The sequence below is a fragment of the Modestobacter sp. SYSU DS0657 genome, from assembly GCF_054050925.1.
This window is the reverse complement of the sequence record NZ_JBJHAG010000040.1, coordinates 1-16,525: the sequence shown is the minus strand read 5'-3', so window position 1 is coordinate 16,525 and position 16,525 is coordinate 1. Positions and strand designations below refer to the sequence as shown.

Genomic DNA, 16,525 nt, shown 5'->3' with positions numbered 1-16,525 from the left:
CTGACCGCGGGACGGTGACCATCGGGGACTTCGCCCGGCTCGGCGGTGCGTCGGACCGGCCGGCGTTCCTACGAGCTTTCCCAGCTCGGCCAGCTGAACCGGCTGGTCGTGCTGCCGCGGCGAGTGGTGACGACCAGTCCGAGTGGGTGGTGGAGCTCCAGCTGGAGCTCGGCCCGGGGCCCGCGGACTAGGCGCGGGCGGCCGGGACCTGGAGGTCGACGAGCAGCGGGTGGTGGTCGGACGCGCCCGAGCCGTCGAGCACCCGGGCGTCGGTCACCGTGACCCCGCTGGTCACCCACACCTGGTCGATCCGCACCCGCGGCCGGCGGGCCGGGTGGGTGAGCCCGGCGTCGCGGTGCATGGAGAGCCGGCCGGCCTGGTCGCCGCGCTCGGCCGCCTGCTGCCAGGCGTCGGCGAGCCGGGCCCGCAGCGGCTCCAGCTCCGGGGCGCCGGCGTCGGCGTTGAGGTCGCCGACCAGCACCCCCGGCTCCGGCGCCGCCGAGTGCAGCTCCGCCACCGCGGCGGCCTGGAGGGCGCGGTCGGCCGCCGAGCCGCTGGACAGGTGCGTGGTGGTCACCCACAGCGCGCCGCCGGGCAGCCCGACCCGGGCGCGCAGTGCGCTGCGCGGCTCACCGCCCCCGGGCAGCGGGTGGACGTCGCGGGCCAGCAGCAGCAGGCGGGACAGCAGCGCGTTGCCGTACTGCCGCCGGTCGCCGTCTCCGTTGCCGCCCCCACCGCCCGGTTCGTCGATCGCCGGCCCCCACGCCAGCTCCATGTTCAGCGCCCGGGACAGCAGCTCGGCCTGGTCGACGCCCTCGCTGCGCGGCCCGAAGTGCCGGTCCACCTCCTGCAGGCAGATCAGGTCGGCGTCGGCGTCGGCCAGCAGCCGGGCCAGCCGGGGCAGGTCGTGCCGGCCGTCGTCCCCGACGCCGTGGTGCACGTTGAAGGTGACCAGCCGGACCAGGGCCGCCGGCCCCTCCGGGTCGGGCGCGGGTTCGGTCATGCCCCCAGCGTGGCCGATGCGCGCGCTGTTGCCGAGAGGCGGGTGTCCAGCACCTGGGTGAAGTGCTCCGTGCCGTCACCGTCGCGGGAGGTGGCCCACAGCAGGAACCGGGCGTTCCGGCCGTCGAGCACCAGCTCCCCGAGCTCGTTGCCGAAGAACGGCCCGGCCTGCTTGCGCCACTGCAGCGAGCTGGGCCGGACCCGGGCCAGCCGGGTCAGCGCACCGGTCAGGGCGCGGGCCCAGCGGCTCCAGCCGAGCTTGAAGCCGATCTCGATGGCGTGCGGGGCGGCGTTGTGCAGCGGGGAGACGGTCAGCTGGTGGATCCGGCTCTCCGTCCCGCCCGGGCTCACCAGCTCGGCGGCGTAGGCGTGGTGGACGTCGCCGGAGAGCACCAGCGCGGTCGCCGGTGGCCGGCCCCGCTCGCCCCGCGCGACCTCCAGCAGGGTGCGGCCCAGCCGCTCGAAGGACTGCTCGAACGCCGCCCAGTGCTCCAGGTCGGCGGCCTGGCGCAGCTTCTCCATCAGCCGGCCCAGCGGGCGCCCGGCGTGCCGCACCGACAGCGTCTCGTTCCACCGCTCGATGTCGTGCACCGCGTGCGGCAGCAGCCACGGCAGGGAGGTGCCGATGAGCAGGTGGTCGACGCCGTCGGCCACCGCCCGGGTGACCTGGTCGTCGACCCAGGCGAACTCCTCGTCGTCGACGATCTTCCGGTCGGCCTCCTCCAGCGCCCGGCCGGCGCGGGTGTCGACCATGACCAGCCGCGCCGGACCCCAGTGCCGGACGTAGCTCCACCGGACGCTCAGCGGCTCCCTGTCGGCGGCGCGGGCCATCTCGTCGAGCAGCGGCCCGGCGTCCTCGTCGGGGGACGCCAGGATCGCCTGCCAGGTGTCGTCCGCGGCGAGCTCCCGCGGGGAGAGGTTGCCCAGGTGCTGGTAGACCCAGTAGCTGACCAGCCCGCCGCAGATCCGCCGCTGCCACCAGTCGGTGGGGGTCACCTCGGCGCGCCAGGCGGCGGAGGTGTTCCAGTCGTCGATCATCTCGTGGTCGTCGAAGATCATCGACGACGGGATGGTCGACATCAGCCAGCGGACCTCGGCGTCTCTCCAGGACTCCGCGTAGAGCCGGCTGTACTCCTCGAAGTCCGCCGCCTGGGCACCCGGCGGCTGCGAGAGGTCCCGCCGCGCCGCCAGCCAGCTGCGCGTCGCCGGGGTGATCTCGTCGGCGTAGACCTGGTCCCCGAGCAGCACGAGCGCGTCGGGCCACTCGCCCTCGGGCACGGCCAGCAGCCGGCGGGCGTAGCCGTCCAGCGCGTCCGGCGGGATGTTCTCCCGGACGTCGACCGACGTCGGGGTGGCGTACCGGCAGGAGCCGAAGGCCAGGCGGAACGGGCCGGGCCGGCCGGCGGTGCGGATCCGGCTGGCCGGGAACGGTGACGGGGCCGGCGGCCACACCCGGACGTCGTCCAGGTGCACTTCGTACGGGGTGCTGCTGCCCGGCTCGAGGTCCTCGACGACGACCAGCGCGTAGTGGTGGCCGTTCACGCCGAAGGTGCGCGCCGTGCGGCCGAGCACGGACACCTCGCAGGCCCGGTCGGTCTCCACCCACACGGTCGCCGAGACCCGGTCGACGTGTCGCAGCAGCGGCCCGAGCAGCAGGAGCGGGCGGGAGCCGGGGGTCTCGGACATGGGCGAGAGCCTGCCCCATCGGGCTGTGCGTCGGGGCGGACGCGGCTGGGAGACTGCCTCCATGGAGTTCGTGGAGTACGTGCTGATCGCGGTCGCGATCCTCGTCGTCGGCCTGGTGTCCGCCGTCGGTCTGCTGGTCGGTCGGGGACGGCGCACCACCCGTCTGGACGACGACGCCGCGTCCGGCACCACGCTGACCCGGCCCCGCCCGCCCCAGCCCACCGCCCCGCCCGCCCCCGCACCGGAGCCCACCGGGTCGACCGCCGTCGACCCGGCCGACCTGCCGGTGGCCGAGCCGGTCGAGCTGCCCCCGGCGGAGCCCGAGCCGGGCCTGGTCTTCGAGACCCCGCCCCCCTCGGCCGGCCGGCTGATCCGGCTGCGGTCCCGGCTGGCCCGGTCGCAGTCCTCGCTGGGCCGCGGCCTGCTCACCGTGCTGGGCCGGGAGAAGCTGACCGAGGACGACTGGGAGGAGATCGAGGAGACCCTGCTGGCCGCGGATGTCGGCGTCGCCGCGACCACCCAGATCGTCTCCCGGCTGCGCACCCAGAGCCTGGTGCTGGCCACCGCGTCCGGCGAGGACCTGCGGCAGCTGCTGGTCCGCGAGCTGACCGCCGTCCTCGGCCCCGACCTGGACCGCACGCTGCACACCGACCGGCACGACGGCCGCCCCGCCGTCGTGCTCGTCGTCGGGGTGAACGGCGCGGGGAAGACGACGACGGTCGGCAAGATCGCCCGGGTGCTGGTGGGCGACGGCAAGAGCGTGCTGCTCGGTGCGGCCGACACCTTCCGCGCCGCCGCCGCCGACCAGCTGGAGACCTGGGGCGAGCGGGTGGGCGTGCTCACCGTGCGCGGCCGGGAGGGCGGCGACCCGGCCGCGGTGGCGTTCGAGGCGGTGCGTTCGGGCATCGAGGGGGAGGTCGACGCCGTGCTGGTCGACACCGCCGGCCGGCTGCACACCAAGTCCGGGTTGATGGACGAGCTGGGCAAGGTGAAGCGCGTGGTGGAGAAGCACGGCCCGGTCGACGAGGTGCTGCTCGTGCTGGACGCGACCACCGGGCAGAACGGCGTCGTGCAGGCGCGCGTCTTCACCGAGGCGGTGGACGTCACCGGGGTGGTGCTGACCAAGCTCGACGGCACCGCGAAGGGCGGCATCGTCGTCTCGGTGCAGCGGGAACTGGGCATCCCGGTGAAGCTGATCGGGCTGGGGGAGGGGCCGGACGACCTGGCGCCGTTCGAGCCGGAGCCCTTCGCCGAGGCGATCGTCGGCTGACGCCGCCGGGAGCATCGACCGAGCTCTGCGAGGGAGGAGCGGACCGGGGGCGGAGGCCGACCGGTGTGCTCGTCGGCTGACGCCGCCGGGAGCATCGACCGAGCTCTGCGAGGGAGGAGCGGACCGGGGCGGAGGCCGACCGGTGAGGGGCCCGGTGGTCGGCCTACGGGGCGATGCGCAGCGCGAGCAGGGCGACGTCGTCGGCGAAGTCCGGCGCCATCCGCGCCAGGAGGGCGTCGCACAGCTCGTCCACGGGGGTGCGGGCCAGCTCGGTGGCGGCCGTGAGCAGCCGGTCCAGGCCCTCGTCGAGGGTCGCGTCCCGGCGCTCGACGAGGCCGTCGGTGTAGAGGACGACGGTGTCCCCGGGCCGCAGGTCCACCGCGTTGTCGGTCCGCGGGGTGTCCGGGTCGACGCCGAGCAGCAGGTTCCGGGGGCGCTCGAGCAGCTGCGCCGTCCCGTCGGCCCGGGTCAGCAGCGGCGGCAGGTGCCCGGCGTTCGCCCAGCGCAGCGTGCGCACGCCGGACACCGCCTGCTCCGGGGTCTGCTCGACCCGGGCGAGCACCGTGGTCACCAGGGTGGTCACCCCCAGGTCGGCGACGGCCCGGTCCAACGCCGTCAGCACCGGCGCGGGCGGGGCGTCCAGGGCGTGCGCGATCCCGCGGAGCAGGTTGCGCAGCTGGCCCATCGCGGCTGCGGCATCCCGGTCGTGCCCGGTGACGTCGCCGATCACCAGCGTGGTCGCGCCGTCGGCGGAGGGGAACGCGTCGTACCAGTCGCCGCCGATCTGCGCCTCGCGGGCGGCCGGCCGGTAGCGCACCCCGATCCGGAGGTGGTCCGGCTGGGGCGGCGCGGTGAGCAGGGAGCGCTGCAGCGTCTCCGACAGGCTGCGGGTGACGCTGGCCCGGCGGCGCTCCTCCTCCAACCGGGCGACCCGCTCGACCGCCTGCGCGCACTGCGCCGCATAGGCCTCCAGGACCTGGAGGTCCTCGTCGGCGAACTCGCGCGGCTGGGCCCAGCCGACCGTCCAGGACCCCAGCAACCGGCCGCCGGCGCGCAGCGGCAGGGCCGCCCACGACCGGACGCCCAGGCCCTCGGCGACGCGGGCGGCCTCCGCGTCCGACCAGCCGCTGAGCGCGGCGTCGCTGACGATCCGGGGCGCACCGGCCGCGGCCACGGCCATCGGCAGGGGTGAGTCCACGGCCAGGTCGGCGCCGAACAGCCGGCCGTGGCGGGACTCGGTCAACCGCAGCGGTCCGCCGCCGGGGCGGCTGAGGGCCACCGCCGCGGCGTCGACCGCGAGCGCCTCACGACCGTGCTGGAACAGCAGCTCCAACAGCTCCTGCGTCGTCTCCGCCTGCGCCAGCGCCGAGACGGTCGCCGCCAACCCCGACAGCGATCGGGCGGTCCGCCGTTCCTGCTCCCCGACCTCCCGCAACCGGGCGTTCAGCTGCTCGAGCTCCCGGGCACGGCTGAACAGGTCCGACTCCACCTGGGCCACCCGGTGCTGGCGGCGCGCCGCCTCCCGGCGGGCCTCGTCGAGGTCGCGGATGTAGTCGGTGATGTCGTCCGAGCGGTGCAGCAGCAGGACGACCTCCCCGGCCTCGTCCAGGACCGGGACGTTGCGGGGGCTCCAGAAGCGCTCGTGGTAGGTGCCGTCGGGCATCCGGATGTCGTACTTCTGGATCGCCATGGTGACCGGCCGACGGGTGTCCCGCGCCTCGGCCAGTGAGGCGGCGAAGTTGGCGATGCCGTCGGCGGCCGGGTCGTCGGGGTTGGCCGGGAACAGGTCGAACACGTGCCGCCCGACGTTCTCCTCCAGCGTCGTCGCCGTCACCTCCCGCCGGGCCCGGTTGGCGTGCACGATGACGAAGTCGGGGGTGAGCAGCAGGAACGGTGCGGGCGCCACCTCGAAGACCTGGGCGTAGTCGGGCACCGGGAGCGCCTCGGGCTTCACCCGGTACGGCGGCCGTCCCTCTGCCACGTCGCTGCTGCCTCCTGCCCCGCTCCCGCCCTCGGACCGACGATCCGGGCTACCCGCGCCGGCCGCCGATGCAACCTGGTCTTCCGCGCAGGGCTCAGCCGACCGCACGAGGGTCGAAACCGAAGGGCAGCTCGAGCCGGTGGGCGGCCAGCAGCGCGGAGTCGGCGAGCAGCTCCCGGGTCGGGCCGTCGGCCACGATCACGCCGCCGTCCAGCACGACCGAGCGCGGGCACAGCTGCAGGGCGTAGGGCAGGTCGTGGGTGACCATCAGCATCGTCACCGGCAGCGACTGGAGCACCTCGGCCAGCTCGCGCCGGCCGGCGGGGTCGAGGTTGCTGCTGGGCTCGTCGAGGACGAGCACCTCCGGCTGCATCGACAGCACGGTGGCGACGGCGACCCGGCGCCGCTGGCCGAAGGACAGGTGGTGCGGCGGGCGGTCGGCGGCGTCGGCCATCCGGACGGCGGCCAGCGCGTCGGCCACCCGGCGGGCGACCTCGGGCTCGGGCAGGCCCAGGTTGCGCGGGCCGAAGGCGACGTCCTCGCCGACCGTGGGCATGAACAGCTGGTCGTCGGGGTCCTGGAAGACGATCCCGACCCGGCGGCGCACCTCCTGCAGCGAGCGGTCGGTCACCGGCAGGCCGCCGACCTCCACGCGGCCGCGCCCGCCGCGCAGGATGCCGTTGAGGTGCAGCACCAGCGTGGTCTTGCCGGCGCCGTTGGGGCCCAGCAGCGCCACCCGCTCGCCCGGTGCGATCCGCAGGTCGACGCCGAAGAGCGCCTGGTGCCCGTCGGGGTAGGCGAACGCGAGGTCGTCCACGACCAGGGACGGCGGGGGAGTGCTCACCCCAGCAGTGAACCTGCCGTCAGGACGGCGGCCGCGGCCAGGGGCAGGGTGAGCGCGAGCGCCCAGGAGCGGGTGCCCACCACGGCGACCGGCCCGGTGGGGATCCGGCCGGTGTAGCCGCGGGACAGCATCGCCAGGTGCACGCGCTCGCCGCGCTCGTAGGAGCGGATGAACAGCGAGCCCGCCGCGGGGCCGAGCACCTTGAGCGCCCCCAGGTGGTGGGCGCGGAAGCCGCGGGACTCCCGGGCCACCCGCATCCGGCGCAGCTCGCCGCCGACCACGTCGGCGTACCGGATCATGAAGCCCAGGATCTGCACGAGCACCGAGGGCATCCGCAGCCGCTCCAGGCCGCGCAGCAGGGCCCGTGGGTCGGTGGTCGCGGCCAGCAGCGTGGCGGCGAGCACCGACAGCGTGGCCTTGGCCAGGATGCTGCCGCCGGCCGCCAGACCGTTCTCGGACAGCGAGAGCCCGAGCACGTCGGTGCGGGGGCCGCGGGCGACGAACGGCAGCAGCACGGCGAAGAGGACGAACGGCACCTCGACCACCAGGCCGCGCAGCAGCCGCCCGGGACGCACCCGGGCGGCCGCCGCGACGGCGAGGAGGAGCAGCAGGAAGGCGGCGTAGGCCAGCGGTGCCCACCCGGCGTGCACCGGCGTCAGCACCACGACCAGCGCGAAGGCCAGGACGGCGACGAGCTTGGTGTGCGGCTCGAGGCGGTGCACCGGGCTGTCGCCGGGGACGAAGGTCGCCCCCAGGCCGCCGTGCGCGTGTCCGGCGCCCACCTCAGTCGCGGGCGGTTGGAACGGCGTCGTCGGCCGGGGCCGGCTCGTCCCGGCGCTGGTCCCGGCGGCGCAGCACCAGCGTGAGCCCGCCGGCCAGCACCAGCACCAGCAGCACCCCGACGACGCCGGCCAGCCCACCGGAGAGCCGGGCGTCGTCGATCCCCGCGGTGCCGTAGTCGGCCAGCGGGGAGCCGGCGACGGCGCTGTCCTGCGCGGTGTGGCCGAAGCCCTGCCCCTCGGCGGTGGCCTCCAGGCCGTCGGGGGCGGAGCTGGCGTAGTAGCTGCCGACGCCGGCGATCAGCAGGGCGACGACGAGGCCGGCCAGCAGGAAGCCGCGGGTGCGGCGGCTCTGCGGGGCGGTCACCGGGCGTCCGTGGGGGAGAGCACCGGCTGCTGGTCGACGTCCGCCGGGGGCTGGGGGGCGGTGGTGTTCGGGGTGCGCGGTCGGCCGGCCGTCTCCGGGCGCGGGGCCAGCGTGCCGGCCGACCGGGTGAGGTGCCGGGCGCCGCGCACGAGGTCCGGCCGGACGGCGAGGACCGCGCCGAGCACGGCGACGGTGATGGCCGCCTCGCCCAGCCCGATCAGCAGGTGCACGCCGCCCATGGCGCCGGCGACCGCCGCCAGCGAGACGTCGGCGACCCCGCCGAGCCCGAAGAGCCCGGCGAAGACCAGCGCCGCCACCGGCACCGAGAGGAACGCGCCCACCCCGGCCGCGGCGAGCACCCCGGTGCGGCCGGCCGGCAGCACCCGGCGCAGCCCGGCGAAGACCCCGTAGCCGACGGCCACGGCGACCAGCGCCATGAGCGTGACGTTCGTGCCCAGGGCGGTGAGCCCGCCGTCGGCGAAGACCAGGGCCTGCACCAGCAGCACGACGGTCATGCACAGCACCGCCGTCCAGGGGCCGACCAGGACGGCGGTGAGCGCACCGCCGATCAGGTGGCCGCTGGTGCCGTAGGCGACCGGGAAGTTCATCATCTGGACCGCGAACACGAAGGCGGCGGTGAGGCCAGCCATCGGCGCGGTCCGCTCGTCGAGCTCGCGGCGGGAGCCACGCAGGGCCAGTGCCACCCCGGCGGCGGCCACGGCCGCGGTGCCGGCGGTGGTGGCCGCGTCGAGGTAGCCATCGGGGACGTGCACGCGGACCTCCGGACGTCGGGTGGTGCGCCGGCCGGGCGGCCCGGGCGCTGCCGGCCGCGGCGTTGCGACTGACCGACCCTATTGCACACCTCTCGCAGTTGCACCCTTCTTGCAACAAGGTGGCCGGCAGTCGGCCGTCAGGTGACGTGCAGCACCTCCGGGCCGCCGTCGGGGCGTCCGCAACACGGCTGGAACAGAACCGGCCGACACGCGCAGCGGAGTTCACGACCGCGAAACACGTCCGCGCCGCCGCCGGAAACACGGGGTCGGCACCGTTCACCCCCGTCGCCCTCCGATGGAGGCGCCGGCTCAACCCGCCGCCCGCACGGGCGGTGGTCGACCCCGAGGCCCCCGGGCCCCCGCTTGCGGCCGATGGCCGACGACACCCTCAGGAGGTTGCCGTGCTCGACACCGGCAATACCGCCTGGATCCTCACCAGCGCTGCCCTCGTGCTGCTGATGACCCCAGGCCTGGCACTGTTCTACGGCGGCATGGTCCGCGCGAAGAGCGTCCTCAACATGATGATGATGAGCTTCGGCGCGCTGGCGCTGATCAGCGTCCTGTGGGTGCTCTACGGCTACTCGATCGCCTTCGGCGACGACATCGGGCTCGGGCTCCTCGGCAGCCCCTTCGAGTACTTCGGGCTCAACGGCCTGATGGAGGACACCGACGCGGCGCTCCCGACCATGGCGTTCGTCGGCTTCCAGGCCGTCTTCGCGATCATCACCGTCGCCCTCATCTCCGGTGCCATCGCCGACCGGGCCAAGTTCGGCTCCTGGATGGTCTTCGCCGGCATCTGGGCCACCGTCGTCTACTTCCCGGTCGCGCACTGGGTCTTCGCCTTCGACGGCGACGACGTGGTGGGCGGGTGGATCGCCAACGACCTCGCTGCGATCGACTTCGCCGGCGGCACCGCGGTGCACATCAACGCCGGCGCGGCCGGCCTCGCGCTGGCGCTCGTCCTGGGCAAGCGCCGGGGCTTCGGCCGTGAGGCGATGCGCCCGCACAACCTGCCGCTGGTGATGATCGGCGCCGGGCTGCTGTGGTTCGGCTGGTTCGGCTTCAACGCCGGCTCCGCCCTCGCCGCGGACAACACCGCCGCCGTCGCCTGGGTGAACACGCTGGTCGCCACCGGTGCCGCCACGCTGGCCTGGCTGCTGGTGGAGAAGATCCGCGACGGGCACTCCACCTCGCTGGGTGGCGCCTCCGGCGTCGTCGCCGGTCTGGTCGCCATCACCCCGGCCTGCTCGGCGGTCTCGCCGATCGGCGCGATCATCGTGGGCGCCGTCTCCGGTGCGCTCTGCGCCCTCGCGGTGGGCCTGAAGTTCAAGCTCGGCTACGACGACTCGCTCGACGTCGTCGGCGTCCACCTGGTCGGTGGCCTGGTCGGCACCATCCTGGTCGGCTTCGTGGGCACGGCCGCCGCGCCGGCCGGGATCGACGGACTCTTCTACGGCGGCGGCGTCGACCAGCTGTGGCGTCAGGTCGTGGGCGCCCTGGCGGTGCTCGCGTACTCGTTCGTCCTGACCCTGGTCATCGGCTTCCTCATCCAGAAGACGATCGGCTTCCGGCTCACCGAGGACGACGAGGTCACCGGCATCGACACGGTGGTGCACGCTGAGTCCGGGTATGACTTCGCCTCCCTGGGCGGCGGTGGCAGCACCGCACCCCTGGGTGGCCAGGCACGCGCCGAGGCGCGCAACACGGAAGGGAGCCGGGCGTGAAGCTCGTCACCGCCATCGTCAAGCCGTTCAAGCTCGACGACGTCAAGAACGCCCTCGAGCTGATCGGCATCGCCGGTCTCACCGTCAGCGAGGTGCAGGGCTTCGGTCGCCAGCGCGGCCACACCGAGGTCTACCGCGGGGCGGAGTACCAGGTCGACTTCGTGCCGAAGGTGCGGATCGAGGTCGTGGTCGGCGAGGTGGAGGCCGCTCGGGTGGTCGACGCGATCGTCGAGGCCGCCTCCACCGGGCAGATCGGCGACGGCAAGGTGTGGGTCACCACGATCGACGAGATCGTCCGGGTCCGCACCGGAGAGCGCGGAGCCGACGCGCTCTGAGAAAGGACCCCGTCCTTCTCATCCCTCGCACGCTCGGGTGAGCCTCGGGACGGGGCCGAGCTGACCTCGGCCGGGGCGGTGGGGAGACCCGCCGCCCCGGCCGACGCGTTTCACCGGACCCGACACCGGGCGCGCCCCGCCCGACGACCGCGAGAGGTGCCGCGTGCTCGACCTCGACGCCCTGCCCCGCCTGCCCCGCGCCGAGCGGGTCCAGGCGGTGGACACCTGGCTGGCCGGCCTCCTCGCCGAGGCGCTCGTCGGCACCCCGCGCCCGCCCGGCCGCCGCGGGGCCCCGCCGGCGACACCGGCCGGGCAGGGGGTCGCACTGGTCGCGGTCGGCAGCCTGGGCCGGCGTGAACTGCCCCCGCACGGTGACCTGGACCTGGTGCTCGTGCACGACGGCCGGCCGGAGATCGCGGCGCTGGCCGACGCGCTCTGGTACCCGATCTGGGACGCCGGACTGCGCCTGGACCACTCCGTGCGCACCGTGGCGGAGGCGGTCGCGGTCGCCGGTGACGACGTCAAGGCGGGGTTCGGCCTGCTCGACGTCCGCCACGTGGCCGGCGACCCGGAGGTCAGCACCGCGCTGCGCACCGCCACCCTGGCCTCCTGGCGGCAGCACGCCGGGCGGCTGCTGCCCGAGCTGCGCGACCTGCGGCGCACCCGCGGCCGCCAGGTCGGCGAGCTGGGCTTCCTGCTCGAGCCCGACCTGAAGGAGGCCTACGGCGGCCTGCGGGAGGGGCAGGTGCTCCGCGCCCTGGCCGCCGCCCAGCTGGCCGACCAGCCGCCGGCCGACGCGGGGCAGGCGTACGCGCTGCTGCTCGACGCCCGGGACGCCCTGCGGGCGCGCACCGGCCGGGTCACCGACGTGCTGGTCCGGCAGGAGCAGCGGCCGGTCGCCGAGGCGCTCGGGCTGGCCGACGACGACGCGCTGCTGCGCCAGGTCAGCCTGGCCGGTCGCCGGCTGGCCTTCGTCGCCGACGAGACCTGGCGCCGGGTGGACGCCTCGCTGGTCCGCCGCCCCCGCGCCCGGTACCGACGGGTGCGCCGGGAGCCACTGGCCGAGGGGCTGGTCCGCCAGGGGAACGAGGTCGTCCTGGCCCGCGACGCCCGGCCGGCGGCCGACCCCGGGCTGGTGCTGCGCGGCGCCGCCGCTGCCGCGCGGGCGGACCTGCTGCTGTCGCCGTACACGCTCAAGGTCCTCGCCGTGCACGCCCCGCCGCTGCCCGAGCCGTGGCCGCCGGAGGTCCGCTGGTCGTTCCTGCGCCTGCTGGCCAGCGGGCGCAGCGCCGTCCCGGTGCTCGAACAGCTCGATCAGGAGGGGCTGCTGTCCCGGATGCTGCCGGAGTGGGACCGGGTGCGGTCGCTGCCGCAGCGCCACCCCTGGCACCGGTTCACCGTCGACCGGCACCTGGTCGAGGCGGCCGCCGCGGCCGCCGAGCTCACCCGCGACGTCGACCGGCCCGATCTGCTGCTGGTCGGCGCCCTCCTGCACGACATCGGCAAGGGCTGGCCGGGCGACCACACCGAGGTGGGGGTGGTCGTGGTGGGGGAGATGGCCGCGCGCATGGGGTTCAGCCCACCGGACGTCGCCACGCTGGTCGCGATGGTGCGCCACCACCTGCTGCTGCCCGACGTGGCCACCCGCCGGGACCTGGACGACCCGCTGACCGTCGACCGGGTGGTCGAGGCGATCGACGCCGACGCCGCCCTGCTCCAGCTGCTGCACGCGCTGGCCCAGGCCGACGGCGCGGCCACCAGCACCTCCGCGTGGTCGCCGTGGAAGGCCCACCTGGTCGCCGCGCTCGTGGCCCGGGTGGCGGCCCGGCTGGGCAGCACCGCGACGCCGGAGCCGGTGCTCGAGCCGACCGAGCCGACGGTGACGGCCCCCGCTCCGGCGATCCCCGGGCCCACCGAGCCGGTGACGGTCGGCATGGAGGACGTGCTGGACGGTCAGCAGATCACCATCGGCGCGCCGGACCGCCCCGGCCTGCTGAGCCTGTGCGCGGGGGTGCTGGCGCTCAACCAGCTGGACGTGCGCGCCGCCCGGGTCAGCGTGGAGGGCGGCCACGCTACGCAGGTCTTCGCCGTCCGGCCCCGGTTCGGCCGCGCCCCCGTGCCGGAGATCCTCGCCGACGGCGTCCGCGCGGCGCTGGAGGGCACGCTCCCGCTGGCCGAGCGGCTGCGGCAGCGGGAGCACGACTACAGCCAGGACCGGGCGCCGGGGCGCCCGCCGCGGGTCTCCTGGTTCGACGCCGAGGCCACCGGGGTCACCGGCCTGGTGGAGGTGCGCGCCACCGACCGCGCCGGGCTGCTGCACCGGCTCACCGCAGCGTTGGCCGGCGAGGGGCTGGACGTGAGCTCGGCCACCATCGAGACGCTGGGCGCGGACGCCGTCGACGCCTTCTACGTCGCCGACCCCAGCGGCACCCCGATCGACGCCGGCCAGCGCGAACGCGTCGAGCGGGCGCTGGTCGCGGCCGCCCGTGGCGAGGCCCGCGACCCCGCGGCGCTGCCCGCCCGCGACAGCTGAGCGACACCCGGCCCGGGCGGGTGCCTCGGGTTCTGTCGGACCCTCGTGGCACGTTGCACGTGCCGGACGACGCCCGGCGACGTGAGACCGACGGAAGGGAAACCCTCGTGAGCGAGCTGCCGACCTGGCCCTGTGTGAGCTGTGGCCACGACACCCGGTTCGAGCAGCCGCCGTGCATCGACGGCCACACCGAGGACGGCGGCGAGTGCCCGGAGTGGCTGTGCGTCGACTGCGGCGCGGCGATCGTGAACGGTGACGTATCGGCGGGGGAGCGGCAGCGCGCCGCCTGACCCGAGGCACGCCGCGGCGACCGTGCCCGCCCGGGGGTCGTTAGGCTGGTCCGAGGTGGCGTGACGGCCCCGGGGTGGCCCCGGGCGCCCGAGCCGAGCCGTCGGACTCCGGCGGCGGCTGCGCGCCCGACTGCTTGAGGACGTGTTGTGTTCGAGACCCTCTCCGACCGCCTGGACAAGGTCTTCACCGGTCTGCGCGGCAAGGGCCGGCTGTCCGACGAGGACGTCGACGCCACCGCGCGCGAGATCCGGATCGCCCTGCTCGAGGCCGACGTCGCCCTTCCGGTCGTCCGTGCCTTCATCGCCTCGGTCAAGGAACGGGCGCGCGGCGCCGAGGTCTCCCAGGCGCTGAACCCGGCACAGCAGATGATCAAGATCGTCAACGAGGAGCTCATCGGCATCCTCGGTGGCGAGACCCGGCGCATCCGCTACGCCAAGCAGTCGCCGACGGTGATCATGCTGGCCGGTCTGCAGGGTGCCGGTAAGACGACGCTGGCCGGGAAGCTCGGCCGCTGGCTCAAGGGCCAGGGGCACACCCCGCTGCTGGTCGCCTGCGACCTGCAGCGCCCCAACGCGGTGCAGCAGCTGTCGGTGGTGGCCGGTCAGGCCGGGGTCGACGTCTTCGCGCCGGAGCCGGGCAACGGCGTCGGTGACCCGATCGCGGTGGCCCGGGAGTCGATCGACCACGCGCGGCGCACGATGCACGACGTCGTCGTCGTCGACACCGCCGGCCGGCTGGGCATCGACGCCGAGCTGATGGCCCAGGCCGCCGGCATCCGCGACGCCGTGCAGCCCGACGAGACGCTCTTCGTCGTCGACGCGATGATCGGTCAGGACGCGGTCACCACGGCCACCGCCTTCCAGGAGGGCGTCGGCTTCTCCGGCGTCGTGCTCACCAAGCTCGACGGTGACGCCCGCGGTGGTGCGGCGCTGTCGGTCCGGCACGTCACCGGCCAGCCGATCATGTTCGCCTCCACCGGCGAGAAGCTGGCCGACTTCGACGTCTTCCACCCCGAGCGGATGGCCTCGCGCATCCTCGGCATGGGTGACGTGCTCACCCTCATCGAGCAGGCCGAGCAGGCGTTCGACGCCGACCAGGCCGAGCGGATGGCCGGCAAGCTCGCCGCCCGCGAGGGCTTCACCCTCGAGGACTTCCTCGAGCAGATGATGGCGATCCGCAAGATGGGGCCGATCGCCAACCTGCTGGGCATGCTGCCCGGTGCCGGCCAGATGAAGGACCAGCTCAAGCAGGTCGACGAGCGCGACCTGGACCGCACCGCGGCGATCATCCGGTCGATGACGCCGGCGGAGCGGGTCAACCCCAAGATCATCAACGCCTCGCGGCGGGTCCGGATCGCCAACGGTTCCGGGATGAGCGTCACCGACGTCAACCAGCTGCTGGAGCGGTTCGCCCAGGCGCAGAAGATGATGGGCCAGATGGCCGGCAGCATGGGCATGCCCGGCATGGGCCCGATGTCGAAGAAGCAGCGCGGCCGGCAGAACCAGGTGCAGGCCCGCGGCAAGGGCAAGAAGGGCAAGGGCGGCAAGAAGAGCGGCCCGGCCCGCCGGCCGATCGGCGCTCCCGGGGCCATGGGCGGCTTCCCCGGCGGGATGCCCGGCGGCCAGCCCCCCGGCGGGGTGCCCGGGCTGCCGCCCGGCCAGGCGCTGCCCGACCTCTCCAAGCTCGACTTCAGCCAGTTCAAGGACGGCCCGTTCAAGGACCAGTTCAACGACGGGGGCCGCTGAGCCGGTGACCGCCCCCGCCCTGCACCTGTCCGGCGTCGTCCTCCCCGAGGGCGAGCACCGCGAGCTGTGGGTGCGCGACGGGCGGATCACCTTCGACCCCGTCCCCGGCGCCGAGACGGTCAGCCGGGGCGGGTTCGTGCTGCCCGGCCTGGTCGACGCGCACTGCCACGTCGGTCTCGGGCACGGCGGTGAGCACGTCGGCGAGCTGGCGGGGCTGCGCGCCCAGGCGCTCGCCGAGCGGGACGCCGGTGTGCTGCTGCTGCGCGACTGCGGCTCGCCGGTCGACACCCGGGTGCTCGACGAGCACGAGGACCTGCCGCGGGTGATCCGGGCCGGCCGGCACCTCGCCGCGACCCGCCGGTACATCCCCGGGCTCGCCCTCGAGCTGGAGCCGGCCGACCTCGTCGAGCAGGTCCGGGTGCAGGCCCGGCGGGGTGACGGCTGGGTGAAGCTGGTCGGCGACTGGATCGACCGCGGCGTGGGTGACCTGGCGCCGGAGTGGCCGGCCGACGTCGTGGCCGCGGCGATCGCGGCCGCCCACGAGGAGGGCGCCCGGGTCACCGCGCACACCTTCGGCACCGATGCGCTGCCCGACCTCATCGGCGCCGGCATCGACTGCATCGAGCACGGCAGCGGGCTGACCGAGGAGCTGGTCGGGCAGATGGCGGCGCGCGGCACCGCCGTCGTCCCCACCCTGGTGAACGTGGAGAACTTCCCTGGCTTCGCGGCGGCGGGGGAGAAGAAGTTCCCCGCCTACGCCTCCACGATGCGGCGGCTGTACGCACGGGCCGGGGCCGTGGTGCGGGCCGCGTACGAGGCCGGCGTGCCGGTGTTCGCCGGCACCGACGCCGGCGGTGGCATCGACCACGGCGTCATCGCCGACGAGGTGCGGGCGCTGCACGCCGCCGGGCTGCCGGCCGAAGCGGCGGTCGCCGCGGCGTCCTGGGCGGCGCGGGAGTGGCTCGGCCTGCCCGGCATCGCCGAGGGCGCGCCGGCCGACCTCGTCGTCTACGCGGCCGACCCGCGCACCGAGCTGGACACGTTGCAGCGACCGCAACGACTGGTGCTCCGCGGCCGCGTCGTCGGCTGACCCGGCCGAACCGCCCCCGCCCCCGCTGCGCCGTCGCCTGCCCGGGATCAGGAGACCTGATCGTGCGTGCTCCTGGCTCACGGTGCGAGGTGAGCCAGGAGCACG

General features: G+C 75.2%; 14 protein-coding genes. 7 read left to right on the top strand and 7 right to left on the bottom strand.

The window, feature by feature from the left end:
* Positions 1-187: 187 nt before the first annotated feature.
* Complete coding sequence (locus ACI79A_RS18590) at positions 188-1,003, bottom strand: endonuclease/exonuclease/phosphatase family protein (protein ID WP_457085243.1); 816 nt, start codon at positions 1,001-1,003, stop codon at positions 188-190.
* Positions 1,000-2,688: an alkaline phosphatase D family protein gene (locus tag ACI79A_RS18585; RefSeq protein WP_457085242.1), complete on the bottom strand. Its 1,689-nt coding sequence runs from the start codon at positions 2,686-2,688 to the stop codon at positions 1,000-1,002. Before ACI79A_RS18585 ends, ACI79A_RS18590 begins: the two co-directional genes overlap by 4 nt.
* Before the next feature lie 61 nt (positions 2,689-2,749).
* Between ACI79A_RS18585 and ftsY the strand changes: the two genes are divergently transcribed.
* Positions 2,750-3,958, top strand: coding sequence for a signal recognition particle-docking protein FtsY (gene ftsY / locus ACI79A_RS18580; RefSeq protein ID WP_457085241.1), 1,209 nt, complete (start codon positions 2,750-2,752; stop codon positions 3,956-3,958).
* Positions 3,959-4,121: 163 nt separating this feature from the next.
* Here ftsY and ACI79A_RS18575 read toward each other — a convergent pair whose 3' ends face one another.
* From ACI79A_RS18575 to ACI79A_RS18555, 5 genes are all read right to left on the bottom strand, one after another.
* Complete coding sequence (locus ACI79A_RS18575; RefSeq protein ID WP_457085240.1) at positions 4,122-5,939, bottom strand: SpoIIE family protein phosphatase; 1,818 nt, start codon at positions 5,937-5,939, stop codon at positions 4,122-4,124.
* 94 nt (positions 5,940-6,033) lie between these two features.
* On the bottom strand, positions 6,034-6,783 hold the full coding sequence (locus tag ACI79A_RS18570; protein ID WP_457085239.1) for an energy-coupling factor ABC transporter ATP-binding protein: 750 nt from the start codon (positions 6,781-6,783) through the stop codon (positions 6,034-6,036).
* Entirely contained in the window at positions 6,780-7,565 is a 786-nt protein-coding gene (gene cbiQ, locus ACI79A_RS18565; protein WP_457085238.1) for a cobalt ECF transporter T component CbiQ, read from the bottom strand. Before cbiQ ends, ACI79A_RS18570 begins: the two co-directional genes overlap by 4 nt.
* Before the next feature lies 1 nt (position 7,566).
* A complete protein-coding gene (locus tag ACI79A_RS18560; protein ID WP_457085237.1) occupies positions 7,567-7,929 on the bottom strand; it encodes a PDGLE domain-containing protein in 363 nt (120 codons plus the stop codon).
* On the bottom strand, positions 7,926-8,702 hold the full coding sequence (locus ACI79A_RS18555; protein WP_457085236.1) for an energy-coupling factor ABC transporter permease: 777 nt from the start codon (positions 8,700-8,702) through the stop codon (positions 7,926-7,928). Before ACI79A_RS18555 ends, ACI79A_RS18560 begins: the two co-directional genes overlap by 4 nt.
* A gap of 401 nt (positions 8,703-9,103) precedes the next feature.
* Here ACI79A_RS18555 and ACI79A_RS18550 point away from each other — a divergent pair, with 401 nt between their 5' ends.
* The 6 genes from ACI79A_RS18550 to ACI79A_RS18525 all read left to right on the top strand — a co-directional run bounded on the left by ACI79A_RS18550 (position 9,104) and on the right by ACI79A_RS18525 (position 16,420).
* Positions 9,104-10,426 (top strand): ammonium transporter, encoded by a 1,323-nt coding sequence (locus ACI79A_RS18550; RefSeq protein WP_457085235.1) that lies wholly within the window; start codon positions 9,104-9,106, stop codon positions 10,424-10,426.
* Positions 10,423-10,761 carry a P-II family nitrogen regulator gene (locus tag ACI79A_RS18545; RefSeq protein ID WP_089304115.1) on the top strand — a complete coding sequence of 113 codons (339 nt, stop codon included), beginning with the start codon at positions 10,423-10,425 and terminating at the stop codon, positions 10,759-10,761. Before ACI79A_RS18550 ends, ACI79A_RS18545 begins: the two co-directional genes overlap by 4 nt.
* Before the next feature lie 163 nt (positions 10,762-10,924).
* Positions 10,925-13,294, top strand: a complete 2,370-nt coding sequence (locus tag ACI79A_RS18540; protein WP_457085234.1) for a [protein-PII] uridylyltransferase — start codon at positions 10,925-10,927, stop codon at positions 13,292-13,294.
* Between the two features lie 107 nt (positions 13,295-13,401).
* Positions 13,402-13,584: a hypothetical protein gene (locus ACI79A_RS18535; RefSeq protein WP_457085233.1), complete on the top strand. Its 183-nt coding sequence runs from the start codon at positions 13,402-13,404 to the stop codon at positions 13,582-13,584.
* A gap of 147 nt (positions 13,585-13,731) precedes the next feature.
* Positions 13,732-15,330, top strand: coding sequence for a signal recognition particle protein (gene ffh / locus ACI79A_RS18530; protein WP_457085232.1), 1,599 nt, complete (start codon positions 13,732-13,734; stop codon positions 15,328-15,330).
* A 4-nt stretch (positions 15,331-15,334) separates the two neighbouring features.
* Entirely contained in the window at positions 15,335-16,420 is a 1,086-nt protein-coding gene (locus ACI79A_RS18525) for an amidohydrolase family protein (RefSeq protein WP_457085231.1), read from the top strand.
* Positions 16,421-16,525 lie beyond the last annotated feature (105 nt).